This window comes from Stutzerimonas sp. NM35 (assembly GCF_054604355.1).
In genome coordinates, this window is record NZ_CM137728.1 from 1,862,000 (window position 1) to 1,882,769 (window position 20,770).

General features: G+C 64.8%; 17 protein-coding genes. 10 read left to right on the forward strand and 7 right to left on the reverse strand.

Annotation, left to right across the window (positions count from 1 at the left end):
* Positions 1-137 precede the first annotated feature (137 nt).
* The 7 genes from urtA (at position 138) to pdeM (ending at position 9,312) form a co-directional block, all read left to right on the forward strand.
* Positions 138-1,406 (forward strand): urea ABC transporter substrate-binding protein, encoded by a 1,269-nt coding sequence (gene urtA, locus ACYCFC_RS08765; RefSeq protein WP_459653702.1) that lies wholly within the window; start codon positions 138-140, stop codon positions 1,404-1,406.
* Positions 1,407-1,536: 130 nt separating this feature from the next.
* Entirely contained in the window at positions 1,537-3,108 is a 1,572-nt protein-coding gene (urtB, locus tag ACYCFC_RS08770; protein ID WP_459653703.1) for an urea ABC transporter permease subunit UrtB, read from the forward strand.
* Positions 3,105-4,184, forward strand: a complete 1,080-nt coding sequence (gene urtC / locus ACYCFC_RS08775) for an urea ABC transporter permease subunit UrtC (protein WP_181082626.1) — start codon at positions 3,105-3,107, stop codon at positions 4,182-4,184. The genes urtB and urtC overlap by 4 nt, the downstream gene beginning before the upstream one ends.
* Entirely contained in the window at positions 4,181-4,993 is an 813-nt protein-coding gene (gene urtD, locus ACYCFC_RS08780; protein WP_181082625.1) for an urea ABC transporter ATP-binding protein UrtD, read from the forward strand. The genes urtC and urtD overlap by 4 nt, the downstream gene beginning before the upstream one ends.
* Positions 4,994-5,086: 93 nt before the next feature.
* Positions 5,087-5,785, forward strand: coding sequence for an urea ABC transporter ATP-binding subunit UrtE (urtE, locus tag ACYCFC_RS08785; RefSeq protein WP_459653704.1), 699 nt, complete (start codon positions 5,087-5,089; stop codon positions 5,783-5,785).
* Between the two features lie 138 nt (positions 5,786-5,923).
* Positions 5,924-8,521: a ligase-associated DNA damage response DEXH box helicase gene (locus ACYCFC_RS08790; RefSeq protein WP_459653705.1), complete on the forward strand. Its 2,598-nt coding sequence runs from the start codon at positions 5,924-5,926 to the stop codon at positions 8,519-8,521.
* A 134-nt stretch (positions 8,522-8,655) separates the two neighbouring features.
* Positions 8,656-9,312 carry a ligase-associated DNA damage response endonuclease PdeM gene (pdeM, locus tag ACYCFC_RS08795; protein ID WP_459653706.1) on the forward strand — a complete coding sequence of 219 codons (657 nt, stop codon included), beginning with the start codon at positions 8,656-8,658 and terminating at the stop codon, positions 9,310-9,312.
* Between the two features lie 31 nt (positions 9,313-9,343).
* Here the strand turns inward: pdeM and ACYCFC_RS08800 are convergent, their stop codons facing one another.
* Complete coding sequence (locus tag ACYCFC_RS08800; protein ID WP_459653707.1) at positions 9,344-9,577, reverse strand: hypothetical protein; 234 nt, start codon at positions 9,575-9,577, stop codon at positions 9,344-9,346.
* Between the two features lie 189 nt (positions 9,578-9,766).
* Between ACYCFC_RS08800 and ACYCFC_RS08805 the strand changes: the two genes are divergently transcribed.
* Both ACYCFC_RS08805 and ACYCFC_RS08810 read left to right on the forward strand, forming a co-directional pair.
* Positions 9,767-11,107, forward strand: coding sequence for an erythromycin esterase family protein (locus ACYCFC_RS08805; protein WP_459653708.1), 1,341 nt, complete (start codon positions 9,767-9,769; stop codon positions 11,105-11,107).
* Between the two features lie 3 nt (positions 11,108-11,110).
* On the forward strand, positions 11,111-11,800 hold the full coding sequence (locus tag ACYCFC_RS08810) for a phosphoribosyltransferase (RefSeq protein ID WP_181082619.1): 690 nt from the start codon (positions 11,111-11,113) through the stop codon (positions 11,798-11,800).
* Between the two features lie 135 nt (positions 11,801-11,935).
* Here ACYCFC_RS08810 and ACYCFC_RS08815 read toward each other — a convergent pair whose 3' ends face one another.
* The 6 genes from ACYCFC_RS08815 to cysM form a co-directional block, all read right to left on the reverse strand.
* On the reverse strand, positions 11,936-12,094 hold the full coding sequence (locus tag ACYCFC_RS08815) for a hypothetical protein (protein ID WP_181082618.1): 159 nt from the start codon (positions 12,092-12,094) through the stop codon (positions 11,936-11,938).
* Between the two features lie 93 nt (positions 12,095-12,187).
* Positions 12,188-12,727: a DUF2058 domain-containing protein gene (locus ACYCFC_RS08820; RefSeq protein ID WP_181082617.1), complete on the reverse strand. Its 540-nt coding sequence runs from the start codon at positions 12,725-12,727 to the stop codon at positions 12,188-12,190.
* Between the two features lie 207 nt (positions 12,728-12,934).
* Complete coding sequence (gene mazG, locus ACYCFC_RS08825; RefSeq protein ID WP_181082616.1) at positions 12,935-13,756, reverse strand: nucleoside triphosphate pyrophosphohydrolase; 822 nt, start codon at positions 13,754-13,756, stop codon at positions 12,935-12,937.
* Positions 13,757-13,868: 112 nt separating this feature from the next.
* Positions 13,869-16,112 carry a GTP diphosphokinase gene (gene relA, locus ACYCFC_RS08830; RefSeq protein ID WP_459653709.1) on the reverse strand — a complete coding sequence of 748 codons (2,244 nt, stop codon included), beginning with the start codon at positions 16,110-16,112 and terminating at the stop codon, positions 13,869-13,871.
* 100 nt (positions 16,113-16,212) lie between these two features.
* Positions 16,213-17,568, reverse strand: coding sequence for a 23S rRNA (uracil(1939)-C(5))-methyltransferase RlmD (gene rlmD, locus ACYCFC_RS08835; RefSeq protein ID WP_459653710.1), 1,356 nt, complete (start codon positions 17,566-17,568; stop codon positions 16,213-16,215).
* A 46-nt stretch (positions 17,569-17,614) separates the two neighbouring features.
* A complete protein-coding gene (gene cysM, locus ACYCFC_RS08840; protein ID WP_459653711.1) occupies positions 17,615-18,517 on the reverse strand; it encodes a cysteine synthase CysM in 903 nt (300 codons plus the stop codon).
* A gap of 174 nt (positions 18,518-18,691) precedes the next feature.
* On the opposite strand from cysM, the gene ACYCFC_RS08845 reads away from it, so the two are divergent.
* Positions 18,692-20,488: a gamma-glutamyltransferase family protein gene (locus ACYCFC_RS08845; protein WP_459653712.1), complete on the forward strand. Its 1,797-nt coding sequence runs from the start codon at positions 18,692-18,694 to the stop codon at positions 20,486-20,488.
* Positions 20,489-20,770: the final 282 nt, after the last annotated feature.

Consider the following 20,770-nt stretch of genomic DNA (forward strand, 5'->3'; position numbering starts at 1 on the left):
GGCGCAGACCCGAAAAAAGCCCGCAAAGCCCTGCCACACAAGGCTTTCAGGAAATTGGCACGGATGCTGCCATTGCTCCTTGCGTCCCGATGGACCCAACCCACAGTTACGCATGGACAGCCAAGGAGCCGCCCACCATGAAACGCCGTCCTCTACTGAAGTCCACCCTCGCCGCCAGCGCGCTGATGCTGTCCGGCCTGTTCCCCTTCACCCTGCAGGCCGCCGAAACCATCAAGGTCGGCATCCTGCATTCGCTGTCCGGCACCATGGCCATTTCGGAAACCTCCCTGAAAGACATGGCGCTGATGGCCATCGACGAGATCAACGCCAAGGGCGGCGTGCTCGGCAAGCAGCTGGAGCCGGTGGTGGTCGATCCCGCCTCGAACTGGCCGCTGTTCGCCGAGCGTGGCCGTCAGCTGCTGACCCAGGACAAGGTCGCGGTGACCTTCGGTTGCTGGACCTCCGTTTCTCGCAAATCCGTGCTGCCGGTCTACGAAGAACTGAACGGCCTGCTGTTCTACCCGGTGCAGTACGAAGGCGAGGAGCTGTCGCCCAACGTCTTCTACACCGGCGCCGCGCCGAACCAGCAGGCCATCCCCGCCGTGGAATACCTGATGAGCGAGGACGGCGGCAGCGCCGAGCGCTTCTTCCTGCTGGGCACCGACTACGTCTACCCGCGCACCACCAACAAGATTCTGCGCGCCTTCCTGATCAGCAAGGGCGTGCCGGAGTCGTCGATCGAAGAGGTCTACACGCCCTTCGGCCACAGCGATTACCAGACCATCGTCGCCAACATCAAGAAGTTCTCCGCCGGCGGCAAGACCGCGGTGGTCTCCACCATCAACGGCGACTCCAACGTGCCCTTCTACAAGGAACTGGCCAATCAGGGCCTGGAAGCCACCGAAGTCCCGGTCGTGGCCTTCTCGGTGGGCGAAGAAGAACTGCGCGGCATCGACACCAAACCGCTGGTCGGCCATCTGGCCGCCTGGAACTACTTCCAGTCGGTGGAAAACCCGGTCAACGAGCAGTTCGTCGCCAAGTGGAAGGCCTATGCCAAGGCCAAGAACCTGCCGGGCGCCGACAAGGCCGTGACCAACGACCCGATGGAAGCCACCTATGTCGGCATCCACATGTGGGCACAGGCGGTCGGGCAGGCGGGCACCACCGAGGTGGACAAGGTGCGTGACGCCCTGGCCGGGCAGACCTTCGCGGCGCCGAGCGGCTACACCCTGACCATGGACGAGAAAAACCATCACCTGCACAAGCCGGTGATGATCGGCGAGGTCCAGGAAGACGGCCAGTTCTCGGTGGTCTGGGAGACCGAAAGCCCGGTCCGCGCGCAGCCGTGGAGTCCGTATATCCCGGGTAACGACAAGAAGCCGGATTACGCGGTGAAGAGCAACTGATCCCTCGGGGCCTGCCCCCATCCACCCTGTAGGAGCCAGCTCGCTGGCGATCGAAGCGGCGCGATCATCCTGGTAGACCGTGATCGCGAGCAAGCTCGCTCCTACAGTGCCCCTCTTCCAGGACACCGCCATGCCCACTGCCCTGCACCGATTATTGCTGTTGCTCCTGCTTGCGCTGCCCTGGGCAGCCCAGGCCGGAGACGCAGCCGATTACGCCAAGGCCAGCCCGGCCAAACAGGCAAAACTGCTGGAAACCTGGGCCGCCGCGCCCGCCCCCGAGCGGCTGGCGCTGATCGAAGCGCTACGCGCCAACCGCGTGGTTATCGACGCCGACAACGCCCCCTTCATCGAAGAGAACGCTGGCTTTCGCGCCCTGCAAGGCGCCGCCGAACCCGTCGGCACGCTGAAGAAGCTGCGCCTGAACAACCGCCTGCGCGGCCTGCTGAATACCGCGCTGGCCAGCCACCAGCTGTTCGCCGAAGATCCGGCGCAACGCCTGAGCGCCGCCAAACGCCTGCAGCGTAGCGCCACACCGGACCAGTTGAGGCTGCTGGAAGAACGCCTTGAAGCTGAAGAAGACCCGGCAGTGAGCGAAGCCCTGACCCTGGCGCTGGCCAATCTGCAACTGACCGCGACCGACCCGGCGATCCGTCTGGCCGCCGTGCGCCTGCTCGGCGAAACCGGTGCGCCGCTGGCGCGGGTACGCCTGGAAAACCTGCTGGCCGACGCAGCGGAAACCGACGCCGAGGTGCGCAAGGCCGCGGAGGCCAGCCTGGCCCAGGTCAAGCGCAAGCTGCTGATCGGCGAACTGCTCGGTCAGGCCTTCAGTGGCCTGTCGCTGGGTTCGATCCTGCTGCTCGCCGCCCTGGGCCTGGCCATCACCTTCGGCCTGCTGGGTGTGATCAACATGGCCCACGGCGAGATGCTGATGCTCGGCGCCTACACCACCTACATGGTGCAGGTGCTGATGGCGCGGCTCGCCCCGGAAGCGCTGGCGTTCTACCCGCTGGTGGCGCTGCCGGTGGCCTTTTTCGTCACCGCCGCGATCGGCATGGCGCTGGAGCGCACGGTGATTCGCCATCTCTATGGCCGCCCGCTGGAAACCCTGCTGGCGACCTGGGGCATCAGCCTGATCCTGATCCAGCTGGTGCGGGTGGTGTTCGGCGCGCAGAACGTCGAAGTCGCCAACCCCGCCTGGCTGTCCGGCGGGCTGCAGGTGCTGCCGAACCTGGTGCTGCCCTACAACCGCATGGTGATCATCGGCTTCGCACTGTTCGTGGTGCTGCTGACCTGGCTGCTGCTGAACAGGACCCGCCTGGGCCTGAACGTGCGCGCAGTCACCCAGAACCGCAACATGGCCGCCTGCTGCGGCGTGCCGACCGGGCGCATCGACATGATGGCGTTCGGACTGGGTTCGGGGATCGCCGGGCTGGGCGGCGTGGCGTTGAGCCAGATCGGCAACGTCGGCCCGGACCTTGGCCAGGGCTACATCATCGACTCCTTCCTGGTGGTGGTGCTCGGCGGCGTCGGCCAGCTGGCCGGCAGCATCTTCGCCGCGTTTGGCTTAGGCATCGCCAACAAGATCCTCGAACCGCAGATCGGCGCCGTGCTGGGCAAGATCCTCATCCTCGCGCTGATCATCCTCTTCATCCAGAAACGTCCGCAGGGACTGTTCGCCCTCAAGGGGAGGGTCATCGATTGAACCAGCCACTCACGATCACTGCCGCGCAGAAAGCCGGCCCGACACTCACCGCCGCCGCCCTCGGCACGGTGCTCGCCATCCTGATCGCCATGCCGCTGCTGCACCTGCTGCCGGCTGACCACGCGTTCCATGTCTCGGCCTACACCCTGACGCTGGTCGGCAAGATCCTCTGCTACGCCATCGTCGCCCTGGCGCTGGATCTGGTCTGGGGCTACGCCGGGCTGCTGTCGCTGGGCCACGGCCTGTTCTTCGCCCTCGGCGGCTATGCCATGGGCATGTACCTGATGCGCCAGAGCGCGGGTGATGGTCTACCGGCATTCATGAGCTTCCTCGCCTGGAACGAGTTGCCCTGGTACTGGTACGGCACCTCCAGTTTTCTCTGGGCCATGTGCCTGGTGGTGCTGGTGCCGGGCGTGCTGGCCTTCGTGTTCGGTTACTTCGCCTTCCGCTCGCGGATCAAGGGTGTGTATTTCTCGATCATGACCCAGGCGCTGACCTTCGCCGGCATGCTGTTGTTCTTCCGCAACGAAACCGGCTTCGGTGGCAACAACGGCTTCACCGATTTCAGGACCATCCTCGGCTTCTCGATCTCGGCGCCCGCCACCCGCGCCACGCTGTTCCTGGCCACCGTCACCCTGCTCGTCGGCAGCCTGTACCTCGGCTGGCGGCTGGCGCGCAGCAAATTCGGCCGGGTGCTGACGGCGCTGCGCGATGCGGAAAATCGCCTGATGTTCTGCGGCTACGACCCGCGCAGCTACAAGCTGTTTATCTGGGTATTGAGCGCAGTGTTGTGCGGCCTGGCCGGCGCGCTCTACGTGCCGCAGGTCGGGATCATCAACCCCAGCGAGATGGCGCCGACGCAATCCATCGAGGCCGCCGTCTGGGTCGCCCTGGGCGGGCGCGGCACGCTGATCGGGCCGCTGCTGGGCGCCGGTCTGGTCAACGGCATGAAGAGCTGGTTCACCGTGGCCTTCCCCGAATACTGGCTGTTCGCCCTCGGCGCACTGTTCATCATCGTCACCCTGTACCTGCCCAAGGGCGTGATCGGGCTGCTGCGCAAGGAGAAAGAACAATGAACGCTACCACTTGCCAGGCCGAGCTGTCGCCGGACAAAGGCCAGCTGATCGGCAAGACCGTCAATGTCCGCCACGGCACCATCCTCACCCTGGAGGAGATCAACGTCAGCTTCGATGGCTTCAGGGCGCTGACCGATCTCAACCTGTACATCGGTATCGGCGAACTGCGTTGCATCATCGGTCCCAACGGCGCCGGCAAGACCACCCTGATGGACGTGATCACCGGCAAGACCCGCCCCGACACTGGCAAGGCCTGGTTTGGCGAGCAGTTCGACCTGACCCGCATGAGCGAAGCCGAGATCGCTCAGGCCGGCATTGGCCGCAAGTTCCAGAAACCGACGGTATTCGAGGCGCTTTCGGTGTTCGAGAACCTTGAGCTGACCCAGAAGACCGACAAATCAGTGTGGGCCAGCCTGAAAGCGAAGCTCTCCGGCGAGCAGAAGGACCGCATCGACGAGGTGCTGGCCACCATCCGCCTGGAGGGTGCGCGGCGCCGCCCTGCCGGGCTGCTCTCGCACGGCCAGAAACAGTTCCTGGAGATCGGCATGCTGCTGATGCAGCAGCCGCACCTGCTGCTGCTCGACGAGCCGGTGGCCGGCATGACCGATGCCGAAACCGAATTCACCGCCACGCTGTTCAAATCGCTGGCGCGCAAGCACTCGCTGATCGTGGTCGAGCACGATATGGGCTTCGTCGGCTCCATCGCCGATCACGTCACCGTGCTGCACCAGGGCCAGGTGCTGGCCGAAGGGTCGCTGGAAAAGGTCCAGGCTGACGAGCGGGTGATCGAGGTGTACCTAGGGCGTTAAAAACCGGAAAAAGCGCTGGAGGCTGAACGGAAAAGCTGCTTTTCGTTCAGCCTCCAGCCTCAAAGTCTTCAGCGGCTTATAAGGATTCAAAGCATGCTCAATATCGAAAATCTGCATCAATACTACAGCGGCAGTCATATCCTGCGCGGCCTGTCGTTCGAGGCCAGGATCGGCGAAGTCACCTGCCTGCTCGGGCGCAACGGGGTTGGCAAGACCACGCTGCTCAAGTGCCTGATGGGCCTGATCCCGGCCAGGGAAGGTTCGGTGAGCTGGGAAGGCAAGCCGATCACCGGGCTGAAACCGCACCAGCGGGTGCAGGCCGGCATCGCCTACGTGCCCCAGGGAAGGGAAATATTCCCGCGTCTGACCGTGGAGGAAAATCTGCTGATGGGGCTGTCGCGGTTCAGCGCCAAGGAGGCCAGGGAAGTACCGGAATTCATCTACGAACTCTTTCCAGTGCTCGACGAAATGAAACACCGCCGTGGTGGCGATCTCTCCGGTGGCCAGCAACAGCAACTGGCCATTGGCCGGGCGCTGGCCAGCAAGCCGCGCCTGCTGATCCTCGACGAACCCACCGAAGGCATCCAGCCCTCGGTGATCAAGGAAATCGGCGTGGTGATCAAAAAGCTCGCAGCCCGCGGCGACATGAGCATCCTGCTGGTCGAGCAGTTCTACGACTTCGCCGCGGAACTGGCCGACCAGTACCTGGTGATGAGCCGCGGCGAGATCGTCCAGCAGGGCCGGGGCGAAACCATGGAAGCCGACGGCGTGCGAGGGCTGGTGGCAATCTGAGACAGCGCGGTCGAGCCAGGCGGCGCCGCGCGCTGTCAGACCAGGTGGTGCTTACGGAAGGCCGGCCCGTCATGGCCGGCCAGGCCCTGCGAGGGCCTGAACGACCGGCAGGCAAGATCCCACCAGACGGAATGGCACATGACGCAGTCCCCGCTGAAAGCCGGCCCTCTCGCCGAAACCTGGTTCGCCCGCCGTGGCTGGCAACCCTTTGCGTTCCAGCGGGACGTCTGGCAAGCCGTGCAGAACGGCGAGTCCGGTCTGCTCCACGCCACCACCGGCTCGGGCAAGACCTATGCCGTCTGGCTCGGCGCGCTCGATCGTTTTGCTTCCGTAGGAGCGGGCTTGCCCGAGAAGAAGCCGCAAACTACCGCCAAACCCGCCCCACTCAGCGTCCTCTGGATCACGCCCATGCGCGCCCTGGCCGCCGACACCGCCCGCGCATTGCAGGCGCCACTGGACGATCTCGGCATCGCCTGGAGCGTCGGCCTGCGCACCGGCGACACCGGCAGTGCCGAACGCGCACGCCAGAGCCGACGCCTGCCCAGCGCGCTGATCACCACGCCGGAAAGCCTGACGCTGCTGCTGACCCGCGCCGATGCCCGCCAGGCCTTCGGCAGCCTGCGCATGCTGGTGGTGGACGAGTGGCACGAGCTGCTGGGCAACAAGCGTGGCGTGCAACTGCAACTGGCGCTGGCGCGGCTGCGCCGCTGGATACCGGAGCTGATCGTCTGGGGCCTGTCCGCCACCCTGGGCAACCAGCCCCACGCGCTCGACGTACTACTGCACCCCGGGCAGGGGCGGTTGATCCAGGGGCGCATCGACAAAGCGCTCAGGGTCGACACCCTGCTGCCTCCCAGCCTCGAACGCTTTCCCTGGGCCGGGCACCTGGGTCTGCGCATGTTGCCGCAGGTGGTCGAGGAGATCGAATCGGCCGCCACCTCACTGGTGTTCACCAACACCCGCTCGCAGTCGGAGCTCTGGTATCAGGCGATTCTCGATGCGCGCCCGGATTGGGCCGGGCTGATCGCGCTGCACCACGGCTCGCTGGCCCGCGAGGTGCGCGACTGGGTCGAGCTGGGCCTGAAACAGGGTGCGCTGAAGGCCGTGGTCTGCACGTCCAGCCTGGACCTGGGGGTGGATTTCCTGCCGGTCGAACGCGTGCTGCAGATCGGATCGCCCAAGGGCGTCGCCCGCTTGATGCAGCGCGCCGGGCGTTCCGGTCACGCCCCGGGACGTACCTCACGGGTGACGCTGGTGCCCACCCACAGCCTGGAAGTGATCGAAGCCGCCGCGGCGCAGGTGGCGGTCGCCGAACGCCGGATCGAGACCCGCAGCGCCCCGCAGCGACCGCTGGATGTGCTGGTGCAGCATCTGGTCAGCATGGCGCTGGGTGGCGGTTTCCGCCCCGAAGAACTCTTCGTCGAAGTGCGCCAGGCCTGGTCCTATCGCCAGCTGGACGACGACCAGTGGCAATGGGCGCTGGCGTTCGTGCGCCACGGCGGCCATTCGCTGACGGCCTACCCCGATTATCAACGCGTCGAGCCGGACGAAACCGGCCTGTGGAAAGTGCCGAGCAAACGCGTGGCGCTGCGCCATCGCATGAGCATCGGCACCATCGTCAGCGATGCCAGCCTGACGGTGAAATTCTGGGCCCGAGGCGGCACCGGGCGTTCGTTGGGCTCAGTCGAGGAAGGTTTCATCGCGCGCCTGCGGCCGGGTGACAACTTCCTCTTCGCCGGACGCCTGCTGGAGCTGGTGCGGGTGGAGAACATGACCGTCTACGTCAACCGCGCCAGCGGCAGGAAGGCGGCTGTGCCACGCTGGAACGGCGGGCGCATGCCGCTTTCCAGCGAACTGGCCGATGCCGTGGTGGAGCAGCTGGGCGCCGCCGCGCGGGGACGCTTCGACAGCCAGGAGATGCGTCTGGTGCAACCGCTGTTGCAGGTGCAGATGAACTGGTCGGCGCTGCCCAGCGAAACCACGCTGCTGGCCGAGGTGCTGAAATCTCGCGAGGGCTGGCACCTGTTCCTCTACCCCTTCGCCGGGCGCCACGTGCACCTCGGTCTGGCCAGCCTGCTGGCCTGGCGCATGGGCCAGCGCCAGCCGCTGACCTTTTCCATCGCGGTGAACGACTACGGCCTGGAACTGCTCTCGGCCACCGAAGTGGACTGGCTGCAAGGGCTGACCCCGGCGCTGTTCGACACGGGCAACCTGCTGCACGACGTGCTGGCCAGCCTCAATGCCGGCGAGCTGGCGCGCCGGCGCTTTCGCGAGATCGCGCGCATCGCCGGGCTGGTCTTTTCCGGTTATCCCGGTGCGCAGAAGAGCGCGCGACAGTTGCAGGCTTCCAGCGGGCTGTTCTTCGACGTGTTCCGCCAGTACGACCCGGCCAACCTGCTGCTGACCCAGGCCGAGGAAGAAGTGCTGCGCCAGGAGCTGGATGTGGAGCGGCTGGAACAGACCCTGACGCGCCTGCAGCAGCGCCGGCTGGACGTGCATCAGGTCAAACGCACCACCCCGCTGGCCTTCCCGCTGATGGTCGAGCGTTTTCGCGAAAGCCTGACTTCGGAAAAGCTGGCCGACCGCATCCGGCGCATGGTCGCCGAGCTGGATAAGGCCGCCGGCCCCGGCGGCTATCAGCCCGAACGGAACGCCGCCATCGCCGTCGAAAAGGAGACCGGCCCGAAACGCAAACCCCGCACGCGCAAGGACGGCACACCGAGACCGCGAAGATGATGACCGTAGGGCCGAACTTGTTCGGCCTGGCACAACCGCTGGCCGAATGAATTCGGCCCTACAAGCCTCACGCAACGACCGACCGAACGGGTTCGACCCGATAGGTGACGAAAACGGCCAGCGACAGGACAACGATGAACCCCTATCTTCCCATCGAGCTGGAACAGACCGAACTCTGGCTGCTCGCCGACAAGGCTGTCTACTGGCCGGGCGAACGGGCGCTGTTGATCGCCGACATTCACTTCGGCAAGGCCGCGGCCTATCGCAGGCTCGGCCAACCGGTGCCCCAGGGCACCACCCAGGCCAACCTGCAACGCCTCGACGCACTGCTGGCGCAGTATCCCAGCTGCCGGTTGATCTTCCTCGGTGACTTCCTGCACGCCCCCGAATCCCGCACGCCGGCGACGCACGCACAATTGCTCGCCTGGCGCCAACGACATCCGCGGCTGGAGATCACCCTGATACGCGGCAACCATGACCGCCGCGCGGGCGATCCACCCAAGGAACTGGACATCGGCGTCGTGCCCGAACCGCTGCTGCTCGGCCCCTTTGCCCTGCAGCACGAACCCGAGCCGCATCCCAGCCACCACGTGTTGGCCGGCCACCTGCATCCTGCCTTTCGCCTGCAGGGGCGCGGCCGGCAAAGCCTGCGCCTGCCATGCTTCTGCATCGGCGAGCGAATCAGCCTGTTGCCCGCCTTCGGCGCCTTCACCGGCATGCTGGAAGTCGGCGCCGAAGACGCTCAGCGCATCTATGTGGTGGGCGAGGACAGCGTCTGGAGAGTGCGCTAGGGTCCGTTCCCGTTTCGTCGCGAGTCGCGCCTCAGGCCTGGGAAATCCCCGTGATGGTGATGCCGTAGCGCTCGGCCAGGCGGGTGGCAGGCGTGTCCTCCAGGTCCGGGTCATGTTCGTGATCCAGATCCCCTTCGCCAAATTCGCGCCGGGCCATCTGGGTGACCAGTTCGACCGCCTCGTCGATATCCGGCTGGTGATCGGACTCGGTTTTCAGGGTGGCGGTATTGCCGTCCTTGTTATAAGCGATGATCCAGGTGGTCATGGGCAGCCCTCTCTCTAAAAAGCGCCTTCGGCCGGAATAAAGCCCGCCGACATCGACGTCTGCCTGTTAGAGGCCTGGTCACCTGCTTCAGTTCGGCGGCTCGGGTTACATCCGCCTTCCGTCGAGCCGAATGAACAGGCCCTGTGGGGCCGGGTCATTGATAGACACCCCACCAAGAGGAGCGAGGCCATGAGCGAACCCCGCCTTAGAGCCTCTGCCGAGGTCAGCGAAAAACAACTGGTAGCCCTGCTGCGTGCCCATGCAATCGCGCTTCCGTCGATCGACAACCCGCATTTTGCCGACCATTTCGAGCGCTTCGCCGACGCCCGCGTGGTATTGATCGGCGAGGCCAGCCATGGCACCTCGGAGTTCTATCGCGCCCGCGCCGCCATCACCCGGCGCCTGATCGAGCGCCACGGTTTCAACATCGTCGCCGCCGAAGCGGACTGGCCGGACGCCGCGCAGATCGACAGCCACGTGCGCCAGCGCCAGCCCGCCACCTGGGTCGAGGACTCCTTCAAGCGCTTCCCCGCCTGGATGTGGCGCAACCGCGAGGTGGCGGACTTCACCCGCTGGCTGCGCCAGCACAACGATGCGCTGCCGACCGAGCGGCGCGTGGAGTTTCGCGGGCTGGACGTCTACAGCCTGGGCGCCTCGATACGCGAGGTGCTGAGCTATCTCGATCAGGTCGACCCGGCGGCGGCAAGCGCCGCCCGCCGACGCTACGGCTGTCTGAGCCCCTGGCACGAAGAACCGGCCGGCTACGGCCACAACGTGATGCTCGGCCAGCCATCCTGCGAACAGGCGGTGACCGAGCAGCTCAGCGCACTGCTGGCGCAGCGCCTGGAATACATGGGCCGCGACGACGGCGACTTTTTCGATGCCGAGCGCAACGCCCGGGTGGTGATGGCCGCCGAGCACTATTACCGCGCCATGTATCGCGGCTCCACCGAGTCCTGGAACCTGCGCGACCGGCACATGTTCGACACCTTGCGCGCACTGCTGGAGCATCGCGGCGCGGACGCCCGTGCGGTGGTCTGGGCGCACAATTCGCACATCGGTAATGCCGCCGCGACTTCCATGGGCTGGGGCGGCGAGTTCAACATCGGCGAGCTCTGTCGCACCGCCTTCGGTCGTGAGGCGGTGCTGATCGGCATGGCCACGGACCGCGGCGAAGTCGCCGCCGCCGACAACTGGGACGAACCCATGCAGCTCAAGCAGGTGCGCCCGTCCCGACCGGACAGCTGGGAGCAGCTGTTCCTGCAGGCCGGCCATCCCGCCTCGCTGACCGAGTGGCGCGGCGACAACCATCGCGAGCTGCGCCAGGCACTGGCGCGGCCACGCCTGGAACGGGCGATCGGCGTCATCTACCGGCCCCAGACCGAACGCCAGAGCCACTACTTCCAGGCGATCCTGGCCGAGCAATTCGACGCGCTGCTCTGGCTGGAACAGACCACGGCAGTTACACCCATCGGCCCGCGCCGTATCGACGAAACCACCGTGCCCGACACCTACCCGTTCGGAGAATGAGCCATGCGCATGTTCGTTCCTGAATCGAGCCTGTTCCGCGACCGTGTCCACGCCGGTCAGGAACTGGCCGAAGCCCTCCTGCACCTGGCGAGCGAACAGCCGCTGGTGCTCGCCCTGCCGCGCGGCGGCGTGCCGGTCGCCTTCGAGGTAGCCAGCCTGCTCAAGGCGCCACTGGATCTGGTGCTGGTGCGCAAGATCGGCGCGCCGGGCAATGAGGAACTGGCGCTGGGCGCGGTGATCGACGGTGCCGATCCGCAATGGGTGGTCAACCAGGCGTTGCTGCAGCAGATAAACCCGCCGCCGAGCTGGTTCGAGGAAGAGATGCAGCGCCAGCTGACCGAACTGGAGCGGCGGCGCCAGCATTATTGCGGCGATCGTCCGGCACCTTCGGTGGCAGGTCGCTGCGTGATCGTCATCGATGACGGCATTGCCACCGGCGCGACCGTGCGGGCAGCGCTCAAGGGCCTGCGCCAGGCCGGCCCACGGCGAATGGTGCTGGCAACCCCCGTGGGTCCACGTGACGTCATCGAAGTGCTGCAAGGTGAAGTGGATGAGCTGATCTGCCTGGCCATGCCCGAGCCCTTCATCGGCGTCGGCCGGCATTACGCCAATTTCGACCAGACCCGCGACGAGGAAGTGACCGAACTGCTGCGGCAGGCCGAGGGCCTGGCAGCGAATACCGCGGCGGACTAGGGCTGCGTGGGCTGAACCTGTCCGCCCTTGGGCAACGGCTGGCCGAATGAACTCGGCCCTACGGGTGGAGCTTGCCAAACCGTAGGGCCGAACTCGTTCGGCCTGATGCGATGCCTAAGGTGCCTGGTGTCCTTCTCAGGCCACCGGTGCGGGTGGCGGCTGATCCGGCACCGTTGGCACACCCGGCTCGGTGGGCAGGTCCGGTACACCGGGCTCTTCCGGATCGCCCGGTACACCGCCGGCTTGCAGGTCGAGCCTGTCGAATACGTAATGACGGATGGATTCGTTACCCATAGCGTGAGTCTCCACTGCGGCAATCGGACGATCCGATCGAGTCTATGGGTAGAGGGCTGAGGGCCGCTTTCTATCCCTCCTTCCGTCGGCGACTCACCACATCAGGTCGTCGGGAATCTGATAGGCGGCGTAGGGGTCGTCAGCATCCGGTGCTTCGGTCTGCACGTTGAGCTGCACGATCCGGCGCGGGTCGCGCTCCTGGATCTTCAAGGCGGCCTCGCGCGGAATCACCTCGTAACCACCGCCATGACGGACGATCGCCAGCGAGCCGCTGGAGAGCTTGTCGCGCATCAGCTTGTTCACCGACAGGCGCTTGACCTTCTTGTCGTCGACGAAGTTGTAGTAATCCTCGGTGGTCAGCTTGGGCAGGCGGCTGGTTTCGATCAGCTGCTTGATCTGTGCGGTACGCGCCTTCTGCTCGGCCTTTTGCTGCTGCTGGCGGTTGAGCTCCTGATCGCGCGCCTGCTTCTCGGCCTGCGCCTTGAGCGCCGCCTCGCGCTGCGAGTCATCTTTCTCGGCTTGGCCTTTGTGCACCAGACGCTGCTGTTTCTTTTGCTGCTTGCCGGCCTGTTTGACCTGCTTCTCATTGACCAGCCCGGCTTTGAGCAGCTGATCGCGAAGGGAAAGACTCATGTTTCGGCTCGTCTGTCGTGAATTCAAATTAAGCGAAGGGTCGATTGTCGTGGATGTGCGAAGCAACATCCACCAGTTACCTGCGGCCCCGTGGCTGCTGGACCTGCGTAGGGCCTAACTTGTTCGACCTTTGGGGCACCGTGGCCGAATGAATTCGGCCCTACAGGCATGAAGGGATTGTGGTGGATGTGAAAAGCGACATCCACCCTACGGAGCGTCCAGCTGCTTCTTGGCCTGCTCCCACAGCTCATCCAGCTCAGCCAGGTTGCAGCTGTCGAGGGGCCGCCCCGCTTCCCGCAAGGCCTGCTCGATATAACGGAAGCGCCGTTCGAACTTGCGGTTGGCTGCGCGCAGGGCGTTTTCCGGGTCCACCTTCAGGTGCCGCGCCAGGTTGACGGTGACGAACAGCAGATCGCCGATCTCCTCGGCCATGGCCTCGGCGTCGTTCTCGCTCATGGCCACGAGCACTTCATCCAGTTCCTCGCGCACCTTATCGACCACCGGCAGTGCGTCCGGCCAGTCGAAACCGACCTGGGCCGTGCGTTTCTGCAGCTTGGCGGCGCGGCTCAATGCCGGCAGCGCGCCGGGAACGTCATCGAGCAGGGACAACTGCTCGGGCGCGGCGGATTTCTCGGCGCGTTCCTCGGCCTTGATCTCTTCCCAGCGCTGCTTGATGGCCGCCTCGTCGAGGCGCGGCAGATCGAACGAGCCGTACAGGTCGCCGTCGGGAAAGACATGGGGATGCCGTCGCACCAGCTTGCGGGTGATCGCATCGACCACGGTGGCGAAATCGAAACGCCCCTCTTCCTGGCCCAGCTGGCTGTAGTAGACGACCTGGAACAGCAGATCACCCAGCTCGCCAGGCAGGTGCTCGAAATCGCCGCTCTCGATGGCATCGGCCACTTCATAGGCCTCTTCGAGGGTATGCGGGACGATGCTGGCGTAATCCTGCTGCAGATCCCAGGGACAGCCATGCTGCGGATCGCGCAGCCGGGCCATCAGATGCAAGAGATCGTTGAGTTGGTACATGGGAATTCTCGGCTGGAGGCTGGAGGCTGGAGGCTGGAGGCTGGAGGCTGGAGGCTGAACGTCGCGCTTTATCGTCCAGCTTTCAAGCCTCCAGCGCTTTTATCGTCTTCACCTACGAGGCCCTTTGCCGCTTGGCCTCGATAATATTGGGCAACTGCGATATCCGTCCCAGCAAGCGGCCCAGAGCGTTCAGACCCGGGATCTCGATGGTCAGCTGCATCTGCGCGGTGCTGTCTTCCTTGTTGGAGCGGGTGTTCATCGACAGTACGTTGATCCGTTCGTTGAGCAGCATCTGCGAAATATCACGCAGCAGACCGGAGCGGTCGTAGGCACGGATGATGATATCCACCGGATAGGTTTTCTCCGGGATCGGTCCCCAGCTGACCTGAATGATCCGCTCCGGCTCGCGGCCAGCCAGTTGCAGTACCGAGGCGCAATCCTGACGGTGGATGCTGACGCCACGCCCAACGGTGATGTAACCGACGATGGGATCGCCCGGCAGCGGCTGGCAGCAGCCGGCCATCTGCGTCAGCAGGTTGCCGACGCCCTGGATCTGCACGTCGCCACGCTTGCCCGGCTTGTGAGGCGCCGAGCGCCGGGGAATCAGCTCAAGCTGGTCATAGCCGCGCTCCGGCTCCACCAGTTGCTGCGCCAGGTTGACCAGATGGGCCAGGCGCAGGTCGCCGGCGCCCAGCGCGGCGTACATGTCTTCGGCAATCTTCAGGTTGGCCTTTTCCGCCAGCTTGTCGAAATCCACCGGCGGCAAATCCAGGCGACCCAGTTCACGTTCGAGCATTGCCTTGCCGGCAGCGACGTTCTGGTCGCGCGCCTGCAACTTGAACCAGTGGACGATCTTCGCCCGCGAGCGCGAGCTGGTGATGTAGCCCAGGTTGGGGTTCAGCCAGTCGCGGCTCGGCGAGCCCTGCTTGCTGGTGATGATCTCCACCTGCTCGCCGGTCTGCAGGCTGTAGTTGAGCGGCACGATGCGCCCGTTGACCTTGGCGCCACGGCAGTTGTGGCCGATCTCGGTGTGCACGCGGTAGGCGAAGTCCAGCGGCGTGGCGCCCTTGGGCAGATCGATGGCGTGGCCGTCGGGGGTGAAGACGTAGACCCGGTCAGGCTCGATATCGACCCGCAGCTGCTCGGCCAGGCCACCGATATCGCCCAGTTCCTCGTGCCACTCGAGCACCTGGCGCAACCAGGCGATCTTTTCCTCATAGTGATCAGAACCGGAATTGACGTCGGTGCCCTTGTAGCGCCAGTGGGCGCATACGCCCAGCTCGGCCTCCTCGTGCATGGCCTTGGTACGGATCTGCACTTCCAGCACCTTGCCTTCCGGGCCAAGCACGGCGGTGTGCAGCGAGCGGTAGCCGTTCTCCTTGGGGTTGGCGATGTAGTCGTCGAATTCCTTGGGAATGTGCCGCCACAGGGTGTGCACGATACCCAGCGCGGTGTAGCAGTCGCGCACTTCGGGCACCAGCACGCGCACCGCGCGAACGTCGTAGATCTGGCTGAATTGCAGGCCTTTCTTCTGCATTTTCCGCCAGATGGAATAGATATGTTTGGCACGGCCATCTATATCGGGTTCAATGCCCGCCGCGGTCAGTTCGTCGCGCAGTTGCTGTACCACGCTTTCGATGTATTGCTCGCGATCCAGGCGCCGCTCGTGCAGCAGTTGGGCGATCTGCTTGTACTGCTCCGGCTCCAGGTAGCGAAAGGACAGGTCCTCCAGCTCCCACTTGATATGGCCGATACCCAGACGATGGGCCAGCGGCGCGTAGATATCGAACACCTCACGGGCGACACGGTGGCGCTTGTCGTCATCGGCATTCTTTACCGCGCGGATGGCGCAGGTGCGCTCGGCCAGCTTGATCAGCGCGACGCGCACGTCATCGACCATGGCCACAAGCATTTTGCGCAGGTTTTCAACCTGGGTCTGGGAACCCAGCACCAGGGATTCGCGCGGGTTCAGGCTGGTGCTGATCGCCGCCATGCGCAGCACGCCGGCGATGAGTTTGGCGACCACCGGCCCGAATTGCCGATGGACATCGGCCAGCTGGATCTTGCCCTCGCGCACGCCGCGATAGATCACGGCGGCGACCAGGCTTTCCTGGTCGAGCTTGAGGTCGGCGAGAATTTCGGCAATCTCAAGCCCTGTCTGGTAACTGGACGTGCCTTCGCTCCACAGGTTCTGTGCCGCGTTGGCCTGCTGCTCAGCCACGCGGGCGTAGTCGCAGGCTTTCCTCAGTGCGTCACGGTCGAGCGCCGGGACCATGCCCAGCACATGATCGAGCCAGCCTTCGAGATTGATGCTGCCGTCGGTATTGATCGGCTGAAGTGCTCTGACCTGAACCATCTGTTTACCTTCCCTCTACGCAGTATCTGCGTCGAATACGCCGAATTTCTAGGAATCGGTCGGTTGAACTGGCAGGCTACTCGCCCGCCGAAAATACCCGCTACACGGGTCGCACGAAAAGCGCCATCGCCTCTACATGCGCTGTTTGCGGAAACATGTCCAGCACACCGGCCCGTTCGAGTAGATAACCCTGACGGACCAGCTCGGCTGCATCACGCGCCAACGTCGCAGGGTTGCACGAAACATAAACCACGCGCCGTGCGCCTAAAGTAGACATCTGCCTGACCAGCTCCAAGGCACCGTCACGTGGCGGGTCCAGCAGTACTGCAGCAAAGCCGCCATTCGACCATTCTGCCTCGAGCAGCGGCTTCGACAGATCCGCCTGGTAAAAGTGCGCACTGGGCAGGCCGTTACGCACCGCATTGGTGCGGGCACGTTCGACCATTTCACCCACCCCTTCGACCGCCACGACTTCCGCGCCGTTGCGTGCCAGCGGCAAAGCAAAATTGCCCAGACCACAAAACAGATCCAGCACCCGCTCCCCGGCTTCGGGCGCCAGCCAGTCGAGCGCCTGGGCGATCATCGCCTCGTTCACCGGGGCGTTGACCTGGACAAAATCACCGGGTCGCCAGTCCAGCTGCACATCCCATTCAGGCAGGTGATACCCCAGCGCAGAGTCCGGCTCAAGCGGCTGCGGCAGACCTTTACCCTGCAGCCAGAGCTGAACACCCTGCTCCCGCGCAAAGTCCGTCAAGCGTTGCAGATCCGCCGACGCCAGCGCCGCCGTGTGGCGAACCAGCACGGCATCGGCGAAGCCACTGAACAGTTCTACATGCCCCAGCACCTGGGGGTTTTCCAGAGCGCGCAGCGTCGCCAGCAAAGCGGGCAACAGCGCCTGCAAGGGTTGTACCAGTACAAGGCATTCACGGATGGAAACGATATCCTGGCTGGCAGCGGCACGAAAACCTACGTCCAGCCGCTGCGAACCTGCATCCCAGCGCACCGCCAGCCGGGCTCGCCGGCGATAACCGAACTCGGGACCGCTCAGCGCAGGCGCCCAGGCCTTCGGCTCGATCCCGGCCTGGCGCGCGAGTTGATCTGCGAGGCTGCGCTGCTTGAGCGCCAGCTGATCACTGGCCGGCAAATGCTGCAGGTTGCAGCCGCCACAAGTTCGCGCATGGACACAGGGCTCGGCACGACGCTGCGTGCTGGGGCTCAACACCCGCTCGCTACGCGCCTCGACCACCTTGCTGCGCGCCGCCAGCACACGCGCCTCGACCTCTTCACCGGGCAAGGCGCCCTCGACAAACCAGGTTCGTCCCTCGACAAAGGCAATGCCGCGCCCATCGTTGGACAGGCGTTCGACGTTCAGGCGCTGTTTTTTGCCCACCGGAATCTGCAGCTTTCTCTCGCCACCGCTGGGTTGGAAGCGTAAGCCGCCGCCGTGTCTGGCCATCAGTTGCTCCAGCCAATCAGGCTTACGTTACTCAAGACAGCGCTGCTCATTGGGGTTCGTCGTAGACGCCGGTCGACAGATAACGGTCGCCCCGGTCGCAAATGATCGCGACGATCACCGCATTTTCAACTTCCTGCGAAAGGCGCAACGCCGCCGCCACCGCACCGCCCGAGGACACGCCGCAGAAGATACCTTCCTCGCGCGCGAGCCGACGCATCACCTGCTCGGCCTCGGCCTGGGACATGTCGACCACTCGATCAACCCGCTCGGCCTGATAGATCTTCGGCAGGTATTCCTGCGGCCAACGGCGGATGCCGGGAATCGCCGCGCCTTCCATGGGTTGCAGGCCGACGATCTGGATCGCCGGGTTCTGTTCCTTGAGGTAGCGCGAAACACCCATGATGGTGCCTGTGGTGCCCATGGAGCTGACAAAATGGGTGATGCTGCCGCCGGTCTGCTGCCAGATTTCCGGGCCGGTGCTGCTGTAATGCGCCTCGGGATTGTCGCCATTGGCAAACTGGTCGAGCACCTTGCCACGGCCTTCGGCCTGCATCTTCAGCGCCAGGTCGCGGGCACCTTCCATGCCCTCTTCCTTGCTCACCAGAATCAGCTCGGCGCCATAGGCGGTCATCGCCGCCTTGCGCTCGGCACTGGAGTTGTCCGGCATGATCAGGATGAATTTGTAACCCTTGATCGCCGCCGCCATGGCCAGGGCAATGCCGGTATTGCCGGAGGTCGCCTCGATCAGGGTATCGCCGGGGCTGATGTCGCCCCGTGCTTCGGCGCGGGCAATCATCGACAGCGCAGGGCGGTCCTTCACCGAACCGGCCGGGTTGTTGCCTTCGAGCTTGACCAGCAGCGTGTTGCTGGTTTCACCGGGCAGGCGCTGCAGGCGCACCAGCGGTGTGTTGCCGACGCAATCGGCAATGGTCGCGTACTGAATAGTCATGGCGTGGTAGAACCGCACGGCGTGAAAAGGCGCACATGATACCGGCAACGACCGCCAACGGGCATTGCTTTGAGGCGGGAGAGCGCTCGACGGCACCCGCCGGCCGGGAACGATCACACCGGCGGCTTTTCTGTAAGCTGTCGAGCCGACCTTATCGCCAATGGGTGAATCGCCATGTTCAACGCACGCATCGCACTTCTTTCAGGCCTGCTGCTGATCGGTGCGAGTGCCTGCCATGTTCCGCGGCATTCCCCTGAAACGCCCAGGATTGCCCCTGAAGCCGCCAGCGGCTTCACCCACAAGCCCGGTTGGGCCGTCGAGCGTTTCGCAGTGGCCGCCGCCAACCCGCTGGCCACCGAAGCGGGCTACGAGATCCTCAAGGCCGGTGGCAGCGCACTGGATGCCGCCATCGCTGTGCAGATGGTGCTGACCCTGGTCGAGCCGCAATCGAGCGGCATTGGCGGCGGTGCCTACCTGCTGCACTGGGATGGCGAACGGGTCGCCGCCTTCGATGGCCGTGAAACGGCACCGGCAGGCGTGGATGAAAATCTCTTCATCAGCGCCGATGGCACGCCGATGGGCTTTCTCCAGGCTGTGGCGGGTGGCCGCTCGGTGGGGGTTCCCGGCGTTCTGAAGATGCTCGAACTGGCCCACGGGGAGCATGGCAGGCTGCCCTGGAAAGACCTGTTCCAGAGCGCCATAGACCTCGCTGAAAACGGCTTCGAAATCAGTCCGCGCCTGCACGCCCTGCTCGCACGCGACCCGGCACTGCGCAACAACCCGCAGGCTGCCAGCTTCTATTACCAGGCGGATGGCTCACCATTGCCGGTCGGTCACCGCCTGCGCAATCCCGCTCTCGCCGCGCTACTCCGAGAGATTGCCGATCAGGGCAGCGCAGCTTTCTACAGTGGGCGCAGCGCCGAAGCACTGATTGCTCAAGTGAGGCAGCACCCAGACAACCCGGGATACCTGACGCTTGCTGACCTGAACGACTACACGCCCCGTCAACTCGACGCCATCTGCACCCTCTGGCAACAGCGTTACCGGGTCTGCGGTTTCCCGCCGCCTTCCTCGGGGCACATCACCCAAATGCAGATTCTGGGGATGCTGGAGCAGCTGTCACCGCTCCCGGCGCTTGAGCATGGCGTGCCTTCCGCCGACTTTCTGCATCGCTACACCGAAGCGGCACGGCTGGCCTACGCCGACCGTGCGCACTATCTGGCCGACCCGGATTTCGTGCCGCCTCCCGGCGGTGACTGGAACAGCCTGCTCGCACCCGGCTATCTGCAACAACGCGCCGCCCTGATCGGCGAACGCAGCATGAAAACGGCCAAAGCCGGCAAGCCGGGATCGATGCCCATCGCGTTCGCCGCGCAACCCGAACAGCCCGAGTACGGCACCAGCCATATCAGTATCGTCGATGCGCAAGGCAATGCGCTGGCGATGACCGCCAGCATCGAGCAGGCCTTCGGCTCGCGCCTGCTCAACGACGGCGGCACCGGCCTGCCGGGCGGCTATCTGATGAACAACGAACTCACCGATTTCGCCTTCATCCCGCGTGATGCCGAAGGCCGGCCCGTGGCCAACCGCGTCGAAGCGAACAAGCGCCCGCGTTCAAGCATGAACCCGACGCTGGTCTTCGATGCCGAGGATAATCGACTACTGGCCAGCGTGGGCTCACCCGGCGGCTCGGCGATCATCCACTTCACCGCGAAAACGCTGCTGGGCCTGTATGGCTGGGGGCTGGATGCACAGCGGGCAATCGACCTGCCGAACTTCGGCAGCTTCAACGGGCCGACGGTGCTGGAGGCCGGTCGTTTTCCGGCAAGCACCGTCAAAGCGCTTGAAGCACGCGGTCACAAGGTCACGGAAACGCCATTGACCAGCGGCCTGCAAGCCATCCAGCGCACGGAAAACGGCTGGTTCGGCGGCGCCGACCCACGCCGCGAAGGCGTGGTGATGGGGGAATAGCGCTAGTGCCTGAGAGCCCGCTCGTCGGGTTGGTGAAGCGTAACCCGACCTACGAAACTACATCCGGCATCACGTTACGTGTGGGGATACCGACCGTAGCCTGGATTAGCCGAAGGCGTAATCCGGGTTTCCGAAGGCCTAATCCCACAGGGCGAGGCGTAATCCGGCGAATGACCTCGGCCCCGTCCGTCGGGTCGATAAAGCGTGACCCGACCTACGTCCGGGATCACCTTACGTGTGGGGATACAGACCGTAGCCTGGATTAGCCGAAGGCGTAATCCG